This window comes from uncultured Methanobrevibacter sp. (assembly GCF_937898925.1).
Classification (GTDB): Archaea; Methanobacteriota; Methanobacteria; order Methanobacteriales; family Methanobacteriaceae; genus Methanobrevibacter.
Genome location: NZ_CALDKF010000041.1, coordinates 1 through 20,876, shown reverse-complemented (window position 1 = coordinate 20,876; position 20,876 = coordinate 1). Strand labels below are relative to the sequence as shown.

Genomic DNA, 20,876 nt, shown 5'->3' with positions numbered 1-20,876 from the left:
AATATTATAAAATGAGAGTAAATTCAATTATTAAAAAATTAAAAAATACCTCAATTTTATAAATTAAATATATTTATATTATTAATAATATAAAATAGTTTTTAAATTAATTTTAATAATAAAAATAGTACAATGAATATTAAAAATCATATTTAAAAAATGAAATAAAAAAAGAACTAAAAATAATAAGAATTTTTTAAAAAAAATAGGAAAAAGTAAATAAAAAATAGAAATCTTTTGGTCAAGGTTTTTGAGGAGAATCCTCAAAAAGCTTGGAGTAAATTCTATCTATTCATAGAATTTACCTAAGAAATCTTTCATTCTTTGGTTGTCTGATGAGAATACCTCTTCAGGTGATCCTTGCTCTACAATGACTCCACCCTCCATGAAAATGATGGTATCAGAGACATTACGAGCAAAGTTCATCTCGTGGGTAACAATTACCATTGTCATACGCTCTGCAGCCAAATCCTTGATTACCTGCAAGATCTCACCGGTAAGCTCAGGGTCAAGTGCAGAAGTAGGCTCATCAAAAAACAGAATATCTGGATTCACGCATAATGCCCTTGCAATGGATACCCTTTGCAGCATTTGCATACCGTGTTTGTATCATTTGGGATATTTGCAATGGATGCCCTTTGCTGCTGTCCACCAGAGAGTTCAGAAGGATAAGCATCTTCCTTATCTTCAAGACCCATCTTTTTAAGCAAGTCTCTAGCATGAGCATAAACCTCACCCTTGTCTCTTTTTTGAACCCTTATAGGGGCATTTGCAATATTCTTCATTACAGAATGATGAGGGAACAAGTTGAAGTTCTGAAACACTAATCCAAATGTTCCATCAAAATTGATTTCTCCACTGTCTTCAGTTTCCAAATCGGTAATGCATCTAAGCAATGTGGATTTACCTGATCCTGAAGGACCAATAATGGATAACACTTCTCCCTTTTCAACATTGAAAGAGATATCCTTTAATACTACATTGTCACCAAAACTTTTCTTAAGATTTTTAACTTCCAATAAACTCATGATATCTCTCCCTATGTATCGTAATAATCCAATCTCCTTTCAAAGCGTTCCATCACAAATGCTACAATCGCATTGAATACATAATAGAAACCACCAGCAATCAGCAATGCTGAAATGGATGCTTCAGCTGCTGCAATCTGTTTTGCAACAGTGAACATTTCCGGAATAGCAAGCACAAATGAAAGAGAAGTGTCCTTTACTAAAGTAATGACCTCATTTGTAATTGAAGGAAGCACTATTTTGACTACTTGAGGCAAGATAATGATAAAGAATGTCTCTAACCTATTGTAACCCAATACCTGTGCAGCCTCATACTGACCATTTGGAATGGATTCGATTCCACCACGGAAAATTTCTGCAAAGTATGCTGCATAGTTGATGGTGAATGCAATGATAACTGCAATCATCCTGAAATCCCTTGAAAGGGTCATGCCGAAAATATAGTATGGTCCAAAGAACACCACAATCAATTGCAGCATCAATGGAGTACCTCTCATGATTGAAATATAAGCTTTCATAAACCATTGCAATGGCTTAAAACTGCTCATTCTTCCAGCGGCCACTACAAGACCTAATGGAATGGAAAAGAGTAAAGTAAGCAAGAATATTTCAATGGAAGTGCCCATACCCCACATCAATTCTTCAATAATTTTACTTAATAACATTTAGAATTCTCCAAAATAAATATAAATCACTAATAAACTTAAATAAATTATTTAAATGAATTTAAACAGAAATAGGCTTTTTAAATAATTTATTTAAATTTACTAAACTTACTGGATTTATAAAGAATAAAAAAAAGTTTATACATAATAAATTATGCATAAACTAAGAATATATCACTTATTTTTGAATAAGAGAACCTGGAACACCAAATTCATCGTATTTTTGTGCGATTTTTGCAACAGTTCCGTCTTCAAACATTTCGTCTAAAGTAGCTTGGATTTGGTCTCTTAATTCTTCATTACCTTTTTTGAAACCTACACCATATTGTTCAGAAGAGATTTCTTCATCTAATATTTTGTATTGGTCACTGCCTTTTTGGCTGATTTGGTATTGAGCTACACCAATATCGATTGCAACTGCGTCACAAGCACCGGATTCTAAGTCCATGAATGCGGTGTTATAGTCAGCAATTTGAGTTAAGGAATCAAAGGTGTCTGCTAAAGGTTTTTGATCTCCTTCAAGAGCTGCTAATGCAGAGGAATCTTTTTGGGTTTCTACGATTTTGCCTTCTAAGTCATCTAAATCGTCGATACCGGAATCAGTTTTTACAACAATAACTTGTTTGTTGTCAATGTATGGTTCAGACCAGGTGTAATCGTTTTCTCTACCGTTGATGGTAAATCCGTTCCAAATACAGTCGATAGAACCAGAGTCTAATTCACTGTCTTTAGCATCCCAGTCTATTGGCTGTTTTACTAAAGTCCAGTTATTTCTGTCACAGACTTCTTGAGCTAAGTCTAAGTCAAATCCAACATATTCCCCACTGTCATCTTTGTATCCGTATGGAGGGAATTCTGCGTCGAAACCAACAACTAAAGTGCTGTCATCGTTATCAGTAGCTGCTTCATCTCCACCTAAGAAATCAAACCAACCTGCGCTGGAAGCACCGATTAATAAGAAGACTAATAATGCAGCTCCTAATATAATTCCTATTTTTTTATTCATATTTACACCAAATATTTTTAATTTATAATATATTATAAATTAGATAGATAAAAAATCTAATCTACATATTTATTTAAGAAAATCATATTATATAAAATAGTGTCATTTAATCAAAAAAATATTAAAAATAGGGTCAAAAATGCAAGTTATGACAAATAAAAGCAAAAAATAATAAATATTGTTTAAGTTTTAATAAATTAGAAAATGAATAATTTTTAATAAAAATTATAAAACAATATGATAAAAATTTTCAATAAAAATAGAAATTATAGTAAAAATCTGTTTCATATAATAAAAACAAAAGAAAATGTTTGAAAAAATGAAAATTTTAAAGGGCAATGAATCAAATAAAAAGAAAATAAAGAATAATTACATTATTATAAGCAAAATAAATAACAATTAATTAAAATAATGAAAAAGTTAAAAAAATAGGATTAAAAAAATATTAGAAAAAATTAAAAAAATAGGATTAAAAAAATATTAGAAAAAATTAAAAAAAAATTGAAATTGAAAAAATTAATTTATTCATTCATTTTCAATACAGGATTCTTTTCCTGAGAGAATAAAACTGCTTTTTCATCGCCATGTTCCAAATAAAGAACTTTCTCTTCTATCACATCACCAACAACAGCAACTTCAAATGAATATGGAGTTAAAGTATCAATGATCTCTTGGCAGTTTTCCTCTTTGGCAGTCAATACAAAAGCTGCTCCAGGATAAGCCCTTAACCAATCTTCCCAAGAGACATCAGGATTTCTTGGAATCAAATCAAGGTTAACGCAAGCACCTACACCAGATGCCTCAAGAAGCATCTCTAAAGTGCCTAATGTTCCGGGATTACTTATATCCTTCCCAGCTGTAGGAAGATGCGCTTCTGCAATTTCCTGCATGACCTTTATTTGATCTTGAACCAACTTGTCATCCTTTTCATAGGTAGTGTCCCAATTTAAAGCAAATTGAGGATGTTGCCTTCCATCAGTATCAATAGCTACAAGGATCTTATCACCAACGCTTGCACCTGCAGAGGTTATCAATGAATCCTTCTTAGCAATCCCTGCAATAGCCACATCCAATGAATTGAATTCGGAATCAGGGTGAAGGTGTCCTCCAACCATAGGAACATTGAACTTCTTGCATCCATCCACAATTCCTTGAAGAAGATCATCATAAATCTCATCATCGAAAATGGACATTGTATTCACCATAGCTATTGGCTTTCCACCCATAGCAGCAATATCATTAACATTTACAAGCACTGAACAATAACCTGCCCAATAAGGATTTACACTCATCAATTGGCCCCAAATCCCATCTGCTGCAAGCAATATAACCTGATTGTTTCCAATGTCAATAGCTGAAGCGTCATCTCCAAAATCAAGAAGGACTTCGCCGGAGATATTATAAACTTCACCTAAGGTTTTTGTAACTTTCTCAATGGAATTCTTACGGCTGACTCCTACAAATTCCTGAAGTGATTTAACAAGTTCTTCAAAATCCATCATTACACCTTTAATAATAAAAATAATTTAAAATAATTGAATTGAAATAATAATTGAATTTAATAATAATTGAATTAAATGATAATTAAAGTAAATAATAAAATAATTTTAAGAAAAATATTTAATAAATTAAATCAAAAAGTTAATCCTGTTTGTTTTCATCCTCTGACTGTTCAATAGACTCTCCAAATTCCTCTTCAATATATTCAGCCCATCCATCAGCTTCATCTGCATCTTCATCAACAGACACTTCATCAACAGGCTCTTCTGGAGAAACCTCATTTATATTTTCATCTAAATAAACCTCTTCAACAGGAACATCTTCATAAATGACTTCCTCATCATGATCAACATAGATCTCCTCAACTAAATGGCCATCATTATCATGCTCAACATAAATCTCCTCAACGGGAGAATCAACTACATCATGCTCAACATAAATCTCCTCAACTAAAGGTTCATCTGCAGTTTCTTCAAATGGAACTTCATCATAATAAATTGAATCCTCTTCATCAGGATAGACTTCATCATCAAGATAAATCTCTTCATCATAGTAAACTTCTTCGTATTCACTAGATCCATGTTCAACTAACAGTTCTTCAAGTTGAGCATCTGAAAGTTCCTCAAAATCATCATCTGTATATTCTTCAAATGTAGAATCATAATTTTCATCCAAATAAACCTCTTCCCCTTCCTCGAAGGACTCATATTCGAATCCATCAATAAACTCATCCAGGTTTTCAACAAGTTCGGGATTCTCATCAACAACCTCATGATATGTGTCAATTACATTATAATCGCAATCCTTCTCTACAAAGCTTGGAACGATGTCCTTTACTTTCTCAATAAGATGATCCTTAAAAACATTGAAGATAACTGTTTTGAATTCCTCTACAGAATTTGCTTCCTCATCAAAAGGCATTTCAAAAGTGTCCTTTGACATGAATATTTCCTCATTGATGTATTGGCCAACAATGTCATCAAAACCAGAAGCGACTTCAATGAATATTGATTTTTCATTGACAAAACCGTTTTCAACAACCTTATCCAAATCCCCATCAATGATACCAATGATTGGGATATTGAATCTGTACAAAATGTCGGAAGCAACCAATGAAGTGTCATCACCAATTGTAACAACCAAGTCAAAGTCCTTGAATTTGTAAATGTCATAAGCGGCATGGTCCACATAAGCCACTTTAAAGGAATACTCATCCTCAGAAATTTCACCGGAATAAAGATTTCTCTCAGTATCCTTTACATAAATATCATTATGGGATAATATCCTCGGATTAACGTCTTCAGATTTTCTAAGCAATCCTGTTTTCACAATAATCCTTTCCAAATCAACTGGCCCTAATTTTTCCAGACCATGATATTTTATGGTACCGTTGATAATGTCTACAATCATTCCATCACGTGCAATCAGGACAATTGAATCTGCATTGGAATATCCAACAACAATTCCATTAATGAAGATATTCTCATCAGGGCTTACACCATGAATCTTACGGTAAGTGTAATGGCTGGTTTCATAATCATCATAGGATTGCAATAAGTTTTCAATGGTTTTTTCATCTTCGCTTTCCTGATTGTTTGAGAAATAGTCTGAAACAACTTCTTCAGGTGTGACTTCAATTAAATCCAAAGCTGCCTTTAAGCCATCAAACAATTCTTCAAAATTAAATGAAAGAGATTCAAGCATGTTCTTATCGCCTAAGCCTAAACGTGCCCTTTTGCTCTTTTTGCTTTTAGCCAATTGCTCGTTTAAAACCACATTCCAGCTGATGATTGCACCATCTTCCTCTCCAGGTCTTTCTATCTGAATAACCGGAATGCTTGATTCATACAATGGCTTATGATTGGTAGCCAAGAAATCCTCATTGGAAATCTGCTTGAAATAATGAGTAAACACTTTATACCCAAAAACACGTCCAGTTTCAGGGGATTTTCCATAATTCAATAGGAAAATGACATCAGCATGTTCCCTGTTGAACAACTCCAATGATTGACTAGGCAATAATTTTAATGATATGTCAATGACATCCTCCAATCCAGCATCAATAACTGCTGTTCTGCCCATTGTTCCTCCTAAACGACAACTGACATTACCAAAATTAGATAGGATATCAATAATCTTTTTGGCCCAACCTGAATCAACTATTCCTGGACCATGTACAACAACACCAATCTCCATATTCACACCAAATACAGTTTAATAGGTTTTTATTCTTCTTTTAAAAACTTTAGACCCACATATTTCACAATCATCGAAAGGATAATCTGCATCAAACTCCTTCTTGCATCCTTCACATGTTTTAACCCAATTGTATATTCCCTTTATCCCTTCAGTAATTATGCTGCCATATGGAATATCAATGATTTTCAAAACATTCTGCATTGAATAATCATCGGTTAAAACCTTAATGTTTTCATTTTCACTCTTTAAGTCTAAAGCTAGAGCCAATAACTTTTTATCCGCTTCGGATAAACGCAAATCATCTCCAGATTTGGAGATTATTTCATTCAATTCTTTAATAAACTCTTCTTTTGGCTCTTTTATTATTATTTTTCCTTCTTCAATAGCTTGATCTAACAATATCTTGGATTTCAAGTCCTTAACTTCGTCAGTTATCTCAGAAACAGTGAAGTTAAATTGGCTTTTTGGTTCAAAGCCATTGATAAATGCAGATGCATCCAAGATATAAAATAAATCATTCATGATAAATATATTTATATTTTATATAAATAAACTTAATGATACTAATTTATGAAACTTTAACCTATGAAACTGCAATATGGACATTGAAGTTTAATGAAAAATTCAATAAATTATAAAAAATATTTTATATGAAATTAATAAAAATTAATATGAAATATATCAATTTAAAAAAAACTAAGGAATTTTATTAAAAACAATCAAACGGAAGTAATCTTATGAAAAGCGAAACAATGGAATTGCATAAAAAGAAAGCACCAATAAAAGTATCCTGTGGTGTAATCACTCTCAGTGATAGATTTTCCAATGACAAGGAAGGGGAAGAAAAGGACTTATCTGGAAAATACTTAAAAGAGGAATTGGCTAAAAAATATGACGTTGATGCTTACGCAATTATTCCTGATGAAATGGACACCTTAAGAAACACTATTGAGGAAATGATTGATAATGGAATAGAAGTTATCATTACAACTGGTGGAACAGGACTTGAATCAAGGGACATAACAATTGAAACAATAGAACCTCTCTTTGAAAAGGAAATCAAGGGATTTGGAGAAATATTCAGAGCCCTTTCCTATGAAGAATTAGGAGCAGGATCACTATTGTCAAGAGCAACTGCAGGAATCTATAGAAAAACCATGATATTTGCAATGCCTGGCTCTCCAAATGCAGTGAAGACCGGCCTTGGAATCATAATTGATGAACTAGGTCACTTGAAAAAGCATGCCACAAAATAAGATTTAAATATTTAATAATTTTTTTAAAAAAAAAGTTGAAAATAAGTTTAAATAATATTTTTTTAAAATAAGTAAAAAATTAGTTTCCAAAAGAAATAGATTATCTATTTCTTAATGGAATCACTATTAAAAACAATAAAGACAATAATAAGACACCAATAGGATTTCCAGCTTTAGGGCTTAAATCCGAGCTATTTTGAGAACCTCCAGCAGAATTTGATGCCATTTCACCATTCATGCCCTTTGCACTTGAAATATCGAATCCAGCAGATAATGCTGTAAATTCTCCATCAAATTCCCCATCGAATTCTTCTTCAAATGATTCATCTTCATCATCCAAATCTTCATCAGAATCATCATCATTATCTTCATCGTCTAAATCATCATCCGAATCATCCTCACCATCATTATCTTCATCGTCTAAATCATCATCATTGTCATCGTCATCGCCATCATCATCAAGGTCAAAATCGTCTTCATTATCTTCATCGAAATCATCGCCATCAGAAAGAAGACCATCATCAGTTCCTGCACAAACAGAACCAATGGCTACGATTAGAACTATCAATGTAACGATCATTAAATTAATTATCTTCATATTGACACCAGAATAAGTTTTACTAATTTCAATTATATCTCTATCAATTTTAGAATATATACTTAATTAGATTAACATATGAAGATTAAAAAGATAAAAAAGATAAAAAAGAAATGAAAATGATTGAAAAAGAATGAAATAAAAAATAAAATAAAAAAATAAAAAAATAGATTAAAATCTATAATGAAAAAACAATCATTATTTAAAATTAATTATTCAAAAAATTCGCTTACGGAAATTAATGGTTCAAGAGTGATTCCTTCATTTGCAAAGGTCTCCATTGCACCTTCTTCCCTGTCAACAACAACAAATGCTTTTTTAACTACTCCCCCATTATCAAGTATTGCATTTATTGCTTTTAATAAAGATCCGCCAGTGGTAGTAACATCTTCAACAAGGATTACATTGTCACCCTCAATCAAATTTCCTTCAATCAATTTTGAAGTCCCATAACCTTTTTTCTCTTTTCTAATCATTAAGAGAGGTTTTCCTGATTCAAGTGAAACAGCAGTTGCTATAGGAACAGCACCTAATGCAGGACCTGCAATCTTATCAATGTCATCATCAATCTTCTCATTGATCAATTTAGCTATTGTGGACAATATTACCGGTTCAGTGATGGCTCTTTTCATATTGACATAATAATTGCTTTTCTTACCGGAAGCCAGAGTGAAATCTCCTTCTTCAAACACCTTGTTTTTCTTTAATATTTCAATCAAATACTCTTTTGTAACCATTGAAATCACCATGTAAAAAATGAATTATAATTGACTTTTCAAATCTTCGATTTCCTCTTCCATTTGAACAAGGTCTTCATCAAAAATGTCTTTTAAAATAATCTTGTCTCCGATTTTGCTAATCATGTCAAAAGGAATTACCAATTCACTTTTACTGATGTTTAAAGATTCTTGAATTCCTCCTTTAGAGACTATAATGGATTCGATGAAATTATCTTCCAGGTCAACCTCAACATCAACAACTTTTCCCATACTCATTATGTCGTTGCCTAAAACCTCTTTACCGACTAATTCCTTAACTATTCTCATAAAAAATCTCTCCGAAAATAAGTTGGATAATAATTTAATTGAAATTTTTATATTAATAAACAATATTCTTTTTATTTCAATCAATTAATAAATATTTTGAAAAAATGAATAAAAATAAAAATGAATGAAAATGAAAATAATTATAAAAAAGCAAAAAAAGCAAAAAAACAATAGAAATAAAAAAAAATAAAAAATAGAAATAAAAAAAGAAAAAGATAAGGATTAAATTAATCCTCACTATTCCATTTTAATGCGCCATACACAATACAAATCAATGTAATTAAAATTATTAATACATAAGCTCCCCAAATCCAAGGATCTTCAATTCCTAAAACCATCATAATATCACCTATTCTTTAGAAATCCCCTCAAAGGATTTGTTAAGGACTTTTTCATCAATTGGTTGTGTAAGCAAACTTACTACAATTGTAAATATTGCTGAAACAGGTATAGCGAAAATCATTACGTCAATTGAATACCATGGCATGGTATTTATTAACATGTCTACACCAAATATGAATTTACAAATACCAAGGCCTGTTGCAGTTTTCTTAAATACGAATACAAGCAAGAATAAACTTGTTAATGTACCGGATAAAAGCCCTGCAATTGCACCTTCCTTAGTGGTGCGTTTCCAGAATAAAGCAGCACAATAAACCGGCAAGAATGCTGCTGCACATAATCCCATAAATAAGGATGTACCAAGTGCTACAATACTGCCTGGCAATGCTAAACCAATTACCAATGAAAGAATAACTGCTATTAAAATACCTGCTTGGCTAACTGAAATAAATCCTATTTTACTTTCTTCAACAGCTTTGTCTGCATTGAGTTCCTCTTGGCTATATTCATCAGAACCGCCTCTGTTTCTAATTGCATCTACAATATCGTGACCTAATGCAGTTCCTTGAGTGTGATACTGTGAACTTAAAGTGGACATAGCTGCCGCGAGCAATGACAATAGGAAAATGTATACGAACCATTCAGGAAGTGCTGTTGAAATGAATGTTGGAATGATTGAATCCATGTTTCCTCCAACATAATCAATTGCAATCTGTCCGAAATTCTGATAGAAGTATACATTAGATAATGAACCTACAATATAAGCGGTACAGGTCATTACAGCAATGAAGATAGCACCGATTAAAAGTGATCTGTGTAACTCTTTGTTGGATTTTACAGTCATGAATCTTACTGCAAGCTGTGGTTGAGCTAATGCACCGATACCTACACCCATAATGGTTGTGGTTACAAGAGACCACCAGAATGGACTTCCAAGTGATGGGAAACTTGTCCAACCTGTACCCCCTTCGGCGATAGCATCAGGAGGATAAAGATGAGCCATATTTGTAAGTGCAGTATTCGCTTCGGTAACACCACCTAATACCCAGTAAATGAATACAAGCAATATTATCATACCTACAAACATGATTGTTCCTTGCAATGCATCGGTATACATAACACCTTTTAAACCACCGAACAATACATAAGCACAAATTACAACTGCAAGCACTAAAAGTGCCAAATTAAAGTCAAGCATCAAAGAACTTTCCATAAATCTTGCTGCACCAATAAGAACTACAGCCGCATAAATAGGCATAGCACAGAAGATTAAAATTCCACTAAAGTACTGTATGAATTTACTATTGAATCTACGGCCTAAAAACTCGGGGAATGTAAGGGATCCAAGATTTTTACCCATTCTACGAGTTCTTTTACCAAAGAATACAAATGCTATGAAAACCCCTACAAAAATATTTAAGAATACGAGCCATAGTATACCCATACCGTATTTACCTGCAACCCCTCCGAAACCGACTATAGCTGCAGTGGAAATGAAAGTAGCCCCATAACTTAATGCCATGATATATGGGTGAGTTTCCCTACCTGCAATCATAAAGTCTTCTGAGGAATTAGTTCTCTTCCAAGCAAGGTATCCGACATACCCTACCATAAAAAAATAAACAATAAAAACTATTCCTAATAAAAAGTAATTCATTCAAAAACCTCTAAATAAAGATTAATATTAAAAATAATAATTTAATAATAATTTACACATTAATTTTTAATGAATATTATATATAAATTTTTTTAGAAATTGTTAAAAAATATATGGAACCTTATTAAGTCTTAATATGGTTAATAAATTGATAAAATAGAATATTTTGTAAAATAAAAACTAAATTGTGCAGAAATGAACAAAAAATATACAATTTTGACATTAAAAAGAATTTTTAAACTAGTAAATATATTAATGATTAAAAATAAAATTAATACTGTCATAAAATTATAAATTTTTAAAATAAAATAAAAGATGATTTAAAATTTATAATATTACCTAAACGATTACCAAAAGACATTGAATCATTGGAGAAATTATATGATTTGGAATGAAAATGCAGAATGTATGGGAAGGGAAGAAAAAGAGGAAATGCAGCTTGCCCTATTCCAGCAACAAGTAAAAAGAGTTTATGAAAATGTGCCATTCTACAAGAAGAAGTTTGATGATGCAGGATTCCATCCTGACGACTTAAAAACTCTTGAAGATGTGAATAAAATACCATTTACTACAAAAGATGATTTAAGACAGGCTTATCCATTTGGATTATTCGCGGTGAGTGAAGACGATATTGTAGAAATCCACAGTACCTCAGGAACCACTGGAACACCTGTTGTATCCGGATACACCCAAAAGGACATTGACATTTGGGGAGAATGCACTGCAAGGGCTATTGCGATGGCTGATGGTGGAAAACATTCTAAAATCCATAACTCATATGGATACGGATTATTCACTGGAGGATTTGGAATAGACCACGGTGCAAAGGCCATGGGTGCAACAGTCATACCAATGTCTTCAGGAAACACTGCAAGGCAATTGAAGATCATGGAAGATTTCCAAAGCGATATCCTAACATGCACTCCATCATATGCAATGTACTTAGCAGAATCCCTTGAAAAAGAAGGATTCGGCCCAGATGAAATCAGTTTACATGCGGGCATCTTTGGTGCGGAAATGTGGACTGAAGAAATGAGACAAAGCTTAGAATCAAAATTAGGAATTACTGCACATAACATTTATGGTTTAACTGAAATTATCGGTCCTGGAGTAGCTACTGAATGTAAGGAACAATGCGGTTTGCATATTCAAGAAGACCACTTCTTTGCAGAAATCATTGACCCTAAAACTCTTGAAAACCTAGAAGATGGGGAAACCGGTGAACTTGTATTGACTACCCTAACAAGAGAAGGCATGCCTGTAATCAGATTCAGAACAAAAGATGTGACTGCACTTAGAAGAGAGAAATGTGATTGTGGAAGAACCACAGTTAGAATGGATAGAATTACCGGCAGAACCGATGACATGCTAAAAATCAAAGGGGTAATGGTTTATCCATCTCAAATCGAAGCTGCCATCTTGCAAATTGAAGGATTAACTGCAAACTATCAAATTCATGTTTCCAGACCAAAAACACTTGATGAAATTGAAGTGAAAGTGGAAACTTCACCTGAAGTCTTCTCTGACGAAATGAAGAAGATTGAAGAATTTGAAAGAAGAATTGCAAGAAAAATCCAAAGCGCTATTGGAATCAGTGTAGATGTAACTTTAGTAGAGCCTGAATCCTTACCAAGAAGTGAAGGAAAAGCCATTAGGGTTATTGATGAGAGGAACTTTGATTAAATGAACTTATTAGAACTTATTAAATAACTGAATAAATGAGTTTATTAATAAAATTGTTAACTATTAAGAAAGTGATAACATGAGTGTAAAGCAACTTTCCGTATTTCTTGAAAACAAAGAAGGAAAATTAAAAAAAGCTGTTAATGCAATGTCACAGGCAGGAGTAAACATTAGAGCTCTTTCCATTGCAGACAGTTCCAAATATGGGATCTTAAGATTAATTGTTTCCGACAATGAAACTGCAATCAAAGCTTTGAAAGAAGAAAAATTCACAGTAAAAGAAACTGATGTGATTGTTGTAGGAGTTAAAGACGAACCTAACGGTCTTAATACAATGCTCGAAATCCTTGAAAAGAAAAGCATTAATGTTGAATACCTATATGCATTCGTCAGCTCTAAAACCGAGGAAGCTATTGTTGTAGTTAAAATTGAAAACTATGAAGACGGTGTAAAAGCATTGGAAGATGCTAATGCCAACCTCTTATCCAAAGAAGATTTAGCTGAATTATAAATCTTCTTATTTTCTCTTTTTTATTTTTTATTTTTTTAATTTAATTTTTTTACTTTACTTTGAAACTATTCCTTAAAACTTAATTTTTTTAATATATTTTTTTAATTTATTTAGAAAAACTTTTTTAAAAATTTATTTTTTATTACTGCTATTTTTTATAATTTGTTTTTTTAAATGTTTAGTTCTCATTGCCATTTTCTAATCTCTCTATCAGTTTTAACAAAGAAATTTAAAAAAAATTAATATAGGTATAAACATATAGTATACAATATCGATAAATGATTATGGAGATAATATGTTAAACAGACTTAAGGAAATTAGCTTAGGCAATTGGATTCTAATCGCAATGATACTGGGTATGATTGTAGGCATTATACTGAATTTTTATGTTAGCGACCCACTTATCAAAGATGTGATATTAATAGACAATGTCTTCTTTTTAGGAGGAAATCTGTTTATCAAATTGATGAAGATGTTGGTAGTTCCACTTGTTTTCTGTTCCATAATTGTAGGAGTAACCTCCATTTCAGATATTAGAAAAATCGGTTCAATCGGTGGAAGAGCCATTTTAATCTATCTTTTAACCACTGCATTGGCGGTTTCAATAGCTCTTTTTATAGCAGGGATCATCGAACCAGGTATCGGTTTGAATATGGCCAATCTTGCAGATCCTTCAAATGTTACAACTAATGTGACAATAACCAACACTATTTTAGACATGATTCCGGATAATCCTTTAAACTCATTAGCTAACGGGGATATGTTACCAGTGATTATTTTTGGAGTTATTGTGGGATTTATCCTTGCTAAATTAAAAGAAGAAACAAAAACAGTAAATAAACTTTTTACTGAAGGGAATACAATTATGATGGAAATGACTAATATAGTCATGAAATTTGCTCCAATAGGCGTTTTTTGTTTAATCGCTAAGACATTTGCCACATTAGGAATGGATGGATTAATGCCTTTAAGCAAATATGTTGCATGCATACTCCTAGCTTTAGCAGTGCAAGCGTTTATTGTTTATCCAACATTACTTGTCATCTTCACAAGATTAAATCCGATAAAATTCTTTAAGAGATTTTTCTCTGTAATGCTATTCGCATTTTCATCCTCATCATCAAATGCAACCATCCCATTAACTTTAGAGAAATTAAGTGAACTGGGAGTGTCTAAAGATGTTTCATCATTTACAATACCATTAGGCGCTACCATCAATATGGATGGAACCGCGATAATGCAAGGTGTTGTAGTTATGTTTGCAGCACAGGCCTATGGAATTGATTTAGGGTTAAGCGCATTGATTACAGTGGTATTTACAGCAGTTATGGCTTCAATTGGAACAGCAGGTATCCCATCCGTAGGATTAGTTACCTTGAATATGGTATTTGCCTCTGTAGGGTTGCCAACAGATGCAATAGGCATAATCATGGGAATAGACCATATCCTGGATATGATCAGATCAGCAGTGAATGTGACTGGTGATGCAATCTGTACCATAATCGTTTCATTCAAAAACAAATCTGTGGATGTTGATTTATTTAATGATAAAAAAGAAGCTAAAAATCCATAATGGAAAATAGGTTCCTTAAACATCTCCAGCTTTAAAGCTGGAACTTTCTCTTTTTTTAAAAAATTTTAATTAAAATGATAAAAATAAGAAAAAATAGAAAAAATATCTAAAAAAATTTAAATTAAAAAATGATAAAAATAAGAAAATAGGTTAATAGAAAATAAAACAATTTCTAATGATAAAAATTAAAATTCCTTAAGCAATTCGACAATTTCATCCCTGCCATATCCTAATTTAACAAGAATGGCTTTGAGACTGTCAGAATCATTCCACTTAACTTCTTTCCATGCTTTAAAATCGTTTCTGATAATTGCATTAATTATCAATTGCATAGTAATGAAGTCATCGCTTTCAACTACCATTAAAGCATCTTTTTTATTGAACTTTCCATCCGGATCCACTAAATCGTATTTGCCGGTTTCTGTATCTAATTTCATTATTGCACTATCAATTTTAAAAGGCATTTTAACACCACATATGATAAATAAGAAAGAAAATGGAGTAAATCTCCATTAATAAACTTTTAAAAAATCTAAATGTTTGCTATATGATCATTTAATGATTAACACCAGAATATCCCTTAAATGTTTGCTATATGATCATTTAATGATTTGACTTTCAACTCATTCTCTTTAACAGCTTCAATTGCATTTAAAGCAGCTCTTGCTCCTGCTAAAGTAGTCACATAAGGAATTCCAAGTTCAATAGCTAAACGTCTAATGGTATAACCATCTTTGGAAGCCTGTTCACCATGAGGAGTGTTGATGATCATATCAATCTTTCCATCTAAAATAGCTTCCTTAATGTTAGGGGTTCCTTGGGAAACTTTTTTGATTCTTGTAATAGGAACATCGAATATAGCATTAGCTGTACCTTTTGTAGCAAATATATTGAATCCTAAAGCATGAGCTTTTTCAGCTATAGGTTGGATTTTCTTTTGGTCCTGTTCCCTTACACTAATCAAAAGATTTCCTTCCTTAGGCAAGTCCATACCTGCTGAAAGCTGTGACTTGTAGAAAGCAAGACCGAAGTTCTCATCTACACCAATACTTTCACCAGTAGATTTCATTTCAGGACCTAAGATACTGTCGGATTCTGTTAATTTCAAGAATGGGAACACAGATTCCTTAACAGCTACGTGATTGATCTTAATCTCTTTAGTTAAATTAAAGTCTTTGAGTTTTGCACCCATCATCAATGAGGTTGCAACTTTTGCAAGAGGAACACCAATAGCTTTACTTACAAATGGAACTGTTCTACTTGCTCTTGGGTTTGCTTCAATGATGTAAACTTTCTCTTCATCCAATTTAACTGCATATTGAATGTTCATCAATCCAATAACATCTAATTCCAAAGCCAATTTTCTTGTATTTTCCCTAATGACTTCAAGCAAATGTTCTGGAATAGTTTGAGGAGGTATTACACATGCAGAGTCACCAGAGTGAACACCTGCTTCTTCAATGTGTTCCATAATACCTGCAATGAATACATCTTCACCATCACATAAGAGGTCTACATCAAGTTCAACAGCATCTTCCAAGAACTTGTCTACAAGGATAGGATGTTCTGGGGAAACCTTTACCGCTTCCTTCATATATTCTTCAAGTTCTTCTACACAGTAAACGATTTCCATTGCTCTTCCACCGATAACATAGGATGGACGAACAAGAACTGGGAATCCGATTCTTTCAGCTGCTTCTCTTGCTTCATCAAAGGAATTAGCCAAACCATAAGGAGCTTGACGAATATTCAAATCGTTAAGCACTTCGGTGAATCTTTCTCTGTCTTCCACTCTGTCAATGCTTTCATATGGAGTACCGAAGATTTTGACTCCTGCTTTTGCAAGAGGGACAGATAGGTTAATTGAAGTTTGACCACCGAATTGAACGATTACACCTTCAGGTTCAACTTGTTCAATGATTCCCATAATGTCTTCAAAGGTTAATGGTTCGAAGAACAGTTCATCTGAAATGTCATAATCAGTACTTACAGTTTCAGGGTTGTTGTTTACAAGGATAGTTTCAATTCCTTGATCTTTTAATGCGAGAGAGGAGTGTACACAACAGTAATCGAACTCAATACCTTGTCCAATTCTAATTGGACCTGCACCAATAATCAAGATTTTCTTGTTATCTGTTTTAATGAGCTCATTACCTTTGTCATAACTACTGTAATAATATGGAGTTTTTGCTTCAAACTCTGCTGCACAGGTATCTACCATCTTATAGGACGGCTTGATGTCAAACTTATCGAGAAGTGCTTTTACATCTTCCTCTTTGATTCCTGCGAGTTTTGCAAGAGTGAAGTTAGAGAATCCTAATTTTTTAGCCTTAATGAGGAATTTTTCATCTTCAAGTGCTTCTTTTGTAACTTGTTTTTCAAACTCTACTATGTTTTCGATTTTGTATAAGAAGAATGCATCCATTTTGGAAAGTTCTGCAAGTTCTTCTACACTTCTTCCATCTTTTATAGCGGAGTACATGTGGAATAATCTTTCATCAGTAGGATTTGCTAAATTATCTTCAGTGTATTCTAAATATTCAAATCCGTGCAATCCAATATCCAAGGAACGAATAGCCTTTTGAATAGCTTCTTCATAGGTTCTACCAATAGCCATTACTTCCCCGGTCGCTTTCATTTGAACTCCGATTTTTCTGTCAATACCTTTGAACTTGTCAAATGGCCATCTTGGGATTTTCACTACGATATAATCAATGGATGGTTCAAATGAAGCAGGAGTTTCCTTGGTAATGTCATTTCTGATTTCATCTAAAGTGAGTCCAAGAGCTACTTTTGAAGAGATTTTTGCAATTGGGTAACCTGTTGCCTTAGATGCAAGTGCACTACTTCTACTTACACGAGGGTTTACCTCAATGATCTTATACTCATTGGTTTCAGGGTTTAAAGCGAATTGGATGTTACATCCACCATTGATTCCCAAGTTTCTAATGATCTTGATGGAAGCGTCCCTTAATCTTTGGCATACTTCATCATTAAGGTTTTGAATAGGAGCAACTACAATACTGTCTCCTGTATGTATACCCATTGGGTCCACATTTTCCATGTTACATACAATGATACAGGTATCGTTCTTATCCCTCATAACCTCAAATTCGATTTCTTTCCATCCAAGAACGGATTCATCGATTAAAACTTGGTTAATGTAACTCATGTCAAGACCATGAGTTGTAACTTCGATAAGCTCTTCCTTATTATGAGCCACTCCACCACCAGTACCTCCTAAGGTGAATGCTGGACGTACAATTACAGGATAACCGATTTCCTCAACAGCCTCTAAAGCCTCTTCAACAGATTCCACCGCATGACATTTAGGAATAGGTTCATCTAACCTATCCATAAAGTTAGCGAACAAGTCTCTGTCTTCCACATCTGCAATGGTTTGAACATCAGAACCAATGACCTTGATTCCTTCCAATAATCCCAATTTTCCAAGTTCAGTTGCAATGTTTAAACCGGTTTGTCCACCCATAGTAGGCAAAATAGCATCAATATTCTCTTTTTCAATTATCTGAGCAACAAGTTCCGGAGTCAACGGTTCAGTATAAACAGTATCTGCCATATCCATATCTGTTTGAATGGTAGCAGGGTTACTGTTTACAAGAACAGTTTCCAATCCCTCTTCTCTAAGTGATTTACAAGCTTGAGAACCAGAGTAGTCAAACTCAGCAGCCTGACCAATCTGAATAGGTCCAGAACCAATTATAAGCACTTTTTTAATATCCTCATCAACAGGCATATTATCCTCTCTCAATCCACATTAAAGTAATAATTTTATAATTTTGAAAATTTTAATAATTTAATAATCAAATAAACATAATCAATTAAATACAATGAAATTCAAATCCTAGTACTCCTTAATCATATTTCCAAATTCTTCAAACAAGACTCTTGTATCATTTGGACCTGGGCCAGATTCAGGGTGGTATTGGATAGTTCTTAAAGGCAATTCCTTATGCAAGAATCCTTCAGGAGTACCATCGTTTAAGTTTATTTGGGTCAATTCCAAATCGGTTCCTTTCAATGAATCTGGATCTATAGCGAATCCATGATTTTGAGAAGTGATGAACACTTTTCCAGTTTGCAAGTCTTTTACTGGCTGATTTGCTCCCCTATGACCAAATTTCATTTTATAGGTTGTTGCACCAAATGTCTTTGCAATTACATGCTGTCCCATACAAATACCAAATACAGGGAACTTATTAATTAATTTTCCCACATTTGCAATTGTGTCAGTTAACCTATCTGGGTTTCCAGGACCTGGAGATACCATAAGTCCATTCACACCATAATCCAAAATGGTTTGATAATCAGTATCATAAGGGAATAAAGCAACACCAATATCATTTTCCAAGAAACAATTTATGATATTCTTTTTAACACCACAATCAAGAATAGCCACAGTCTTATCAAAGTCTCCGAAAGTCTTTACTTCAGGAGTTGACACTAAAGGAACCAAATCTAAATCGATAATGCTTTTATGCTCTTGAGCACGAGCTACAAGTTCATCATCATCAATCTCTTCAGTAGCGAGTGCTGCTTTTAGAGAACCTTTTTCACGAATCTTCAAAGTTAAGTCTCTTGTATCTATATCTTCAATTCCAGGTACCTTAAATTCTTTCAAGAAATCATCTAAAGTCTTTTTAGTACCAAAATTGGATAATTTCTTACAAGCTTCTCTCACTACAAAACCTTCAACCTGTACCTTATCGGATTGATACCATTCTTCACTGACTCCATAGTTACCTTCCAAAGGATAAGTTGACATCAAGATTTGCCCTTTGAATGACGGGTCAGTAAGAGCTTCGGTATAACCAGACATACCGGTTGAGAAAGCAAGCTCACCTACAGTTACGGTTTCATAACCAAAGGCTTCACCTTTTAGAACAGTTCCATCTTCTAAAGCTAATTTTGCTTCATTTCCCATATTTTCACCATTTAATTCATTGTATTTAATCTAAAATAATCATCAAATTAATAGCAATCTAAAGTATTTTCCATAAAAAAAGGATACTTTTTGCTAAATTAATTTACCTTAATTATTTATGTAATTTATTTAATTTAAACTATTCTATAAATCAGATTTTTATAAAAAAATCTCATGAAAAATTCATAGAATTTAATCAAATTTCAACTAAAGATTACATTATAATATAATATCTATTATACAAAATATTTTAACTTATCTATTGAAAAAATAAATTTTAAAAAAATAGTTTTAAAATAGTTAAATTGTTAATAAAAAACAACTTAATTTTAATAAAAATTGAACATGAATTTATAAAAATCAAAATTAGAAAATTGAAAATAAAAATAAAAAACAAAACTTTGATAAAAAATCATCGTTCCTCACTGGAACATCTATCAAATTTCATTTGCCTTGAAATCTCTTTCTTACGTTTTTCTGAAATCTCAGCATTCATTTGATTCATAAAATCATCAAATTTCTGATACTCATCAGAATCATCATCCTTCCCATCTAGAAAATCCTTTTCATTTGATTTGATGAAATTTGATTTGTTTAAATTAGATTTGATCATTGAATGCCTAACAACCAATTCATCATAAAACCATCTGACTGCAAATCCATCAGAACTACTTAAAGAGACTAAATGCCTTGTATAACCATTTTTTGAATAAACGATAACTATAGCGGAATATAATGAGGACAAATCAGACTTATTGAGTCTTAAATCAGTGATTTCACTATAAAAAATCTTAATAGAGCCCATGGATTTACGTTGAAGCAATGATTTCTTTTTCAGTAAAATGTAATTTTCTTCCAGTGAAGTTT

The 20,876-nt window shown here is 32.7% G+C and carries 17 protein-coding genes and 2 pseudogenes; 4 read left to right on the top strand and 15 right to left on the bottom strand.

Annotated features, from left to right (window positions below):
• Positions 1-288: 288 nt before the first annotated feature.
• The 6 genes and pseudogenes from Q0409_RS10375 to Q0409_RS03235 all read right to left on the bottom strand — a co-directional run bounded on the left by Q0409_RS10375 (position 289) and on the right by Q0409_RS03235 (position 6,920).
• Positions 289-1,028 (bottom strand): annotated as a pseudogene (locus Q0409_RS10375) (amino acid ABC transporter ATP-binding protein).
• A gap of 11 nt (positions 1,029-1,039) precedes the next feature.
• Positions 1,040-1,693: an amino acid ABC transporter permease gene (locus Q0409_RS03255; RefSeq protein WP_298535020.1), complete on the bottom strand. Its 654-nt coding sequence runs from the start codon at positions 1,691-1,693 to the stop codon at positions 1,040-1,042.
• A gap of 178 nt (positions 1,694-1,871) precedes the next feature.
• Positions 1,872-2,699 (bottom strand): amino acid ABC transporter substrate-binding protein, encoded by an 828-nt coding sequence (locus tag Q0409_RS03250; protein WP_298535018.1) that lies wholly within the window; start codon positions 2,697-2,699, stop codon positions 1,872-1,874.
• A gap of 521 nt (positions 2,700-3,220) precedes the next feature.
• Positions 3,221-4,216: a methanogenesis marker 2 protein gene (locus Q0409_RS03245; RefSeq protein ID WP_298535101.1), complete on the bottom strand. Its 996-nt coding sequence runs from the start codon at positions 4,214-4,216 to the stop codon at positions 3,221-3,223.
• 916 nt (positions 4,217-5,132) lie between these two features.
• Positions 5,133-6,395 (bottom strand): annotated as a pseudogene (locus Q0409_RS03240) (DUF2117 domain-containing protein); the annotation flags it as partial.
• An 18-nt stretch (positions 6,396-6,413) separates the two neighbouring features.
• Positions 6,414-6,920 (bottom strand): ribonuclease VapC, encoded by a 507-nt coding sequence (locus Q0409_RS03235; RefSeq protein ID WP_298535016.1) that lies wholly within the window; start codon positions 6,918-6,920, stop codon positions 6,414-6,416.
• Between the two features lie 215 nt (positions 6,921-7,135).
• Between Q0409_RS03235 and Q0409_RS03230 the strand changes: the two genes are divergently transcribed.
• A complete protein-coding gene (locus Q0409_RS03230; RefSeq protein WP_298535014.1) occupies positions 7,136-7,654 on the top strand; it encodes a molybdenum cofactor biosynthesis protein B in 519 nt (172 codons plus the stop codon).
• 100 nt (positions 7,655-7,754) lie between these two features.
• Here Q0409_RS03230 and Q0409_RS03225 read toward each other — a convergent pair whose 3' ends face one another.
• The 5 genes from Q0409_RS03225 to Q0409_RS03210 form a co-directional block, all read right to left on the bottom strand.
• Positions 7,755-8,252, bottom strand: coding sequence for a hypothetical protein (locus Q0409_RS03225; RefSeq protein WP_298535011.1), 498 nt, complete (start codon positions 8,250-8,252; stop codon positions 7,755-7,757).
• A gap of 212 nt (positions 8,253-8,464) precedes the next feature.
• Positions 8,465-8,989, bottom strand: a complete 525-nt coding sequence (pyrE, locus tag Q0409_RS03220) for an orotate phosphoribosyltransferase (protein WP_298535009.1) — start codon at positions 8,987-8,989, stop codon at positions 8,465-8,467.
• Positions 8,990-9,013: 24 nt separating this feature from the next.
• Entirely contained in the window at positions 9,014-9,298 is a 285-nt protein-coding gene (locus Q0409_RS03215) for a PRC-barrel domain-containing protein (RefSeq protein WP_298535007.1), read from the bottom strand.
• 227 nt (positions 9,299-9,525) lie between these two features.
• Complete coding sequence (locus tag Q0409_RS10370; protein ID WP_366940066.1) at positions 9,526-9,639, bottom strand: symporter small accessory protein; 114 nt, start codon at positions 9,637-9,639, stop codon at positions 9,526-9,528.
• Positions 9,640-9,647: 8 nt separating this feature from the next.
• Positions 9,648-11,297, bottom strand: a complete 1,650-nt coding sequence (locus Q0409_RS03210) for a sodium:solute symporter (RefSeq protein ID WP_298535005.1) — start codon at positions 11,295-11,297, stop codon at positions 9,648-9,650.
• A 381-nt stretch (positions 11,298-11,678) separates the two neighbouring features.
• Between Q0409_RS03210 and Q0409_RS03205 the strand changes: the two genes are divergently transcribed.
• The 3 genes from Q0409_RS03205 to Q0409_RS03195 all read left to right on the top strand — a co-directional run bounded on the left by Q0409_RS03205 (position 11,679) and on the right by Q0409_RS03195 (position 15,064).
• On the top strand, positions 11,679-12,980 hold the full coding sequence (locus Q0409_RS03205; protein ID WP_298535004.1) for a phenylacetate--CoA ligase family protein: 1,302 nt from the start codon (positions 11,679-11,681) through the stop codon (positions 12,978-12,980).
• 79 nt (positions 12,981-13,059) lie between these two features.
• The gene (locus Q0409_RS03200; RefSeq protein ID WP_298535003.1) at positions 13,060-13,491 is read left to right on the top strand and encodes an acetolactate synthase; all 432 of its coding nucleotides are present in this window, start codon (positions 13,060-13,062) and stop codon (positions 13,489-13,491) included.
• Positions 13,492-13,786: 295 nt separating this feature from the next.
• The gene (locus Q0409_RS03195; protein WP_298535000.1) at positions 13,787-15,064 is read left to right on the top strand and encodes a dicarboxylate/amino acid:cation symporter; all 1,278 of its coding nucleotides are present in this window, start codon (positions 13,787-13,789) and stop codon (positions 15,062-15,064) included.
• Between the two features lie 185 nt (positions 15,065-15,249).
• Here Q0409_RS03195 and Q0409_RS03190 read toward each other — a convergent pair whose 3' ends face one another.
• The 4 genes from Q0409_RS03190 to Q0409_RS03175 all read right to left on the bottom strand — a co-directional run.
• The gene (locus Q0409_RS03190) at positions 15,250-15,528 is read right to left on the bottom strand and encodes a hypothetical protein (RefSeq protein WP_298534998.1); all 279 of its coding nucleotides are present in this window, start codon (positions 15,526-15,528) and stop codon (positions 15,250-15,252) included.
• Positions 15,529-15,644: 116 nt separating this feature from the next.
• Complete coding sequence (gene carB / locus Q0409_RS03185) at positions 15,645-18,821, bottom strand: carbamoyl-phosphate synthase large subunit (RefSeq protein WP_298534996.1); 3,177 nt, start codon at positions 18,819-18,821, stop codon at positions 15,645-15,647.
• Positions 18,822-18,929: 108 nt separating this feature from the next.
• Positions 18,930-20,009: a glutamine-hydrolyzing carbamoyl-phosphate synthase small subunit gene (gene carA, locus Q0409_RS03180; protein WP_298534994.1), complete on the bottom strand. Its 1,080-nt coding sequence runs from the start codon at positions 20,007-20,009 to the stop codon at positions 18,930-18,932.
• A 412-nt stretch (positions 20,010-20,421) separates the two neighbouring features.
• On the bottom strand, positions 20,422-20,876 hold a 455-nt coding region (locus Q0409_RS03175; RefSeq protein WP_298534991.1), incomplete at its 5' end, for a hypothetical protein.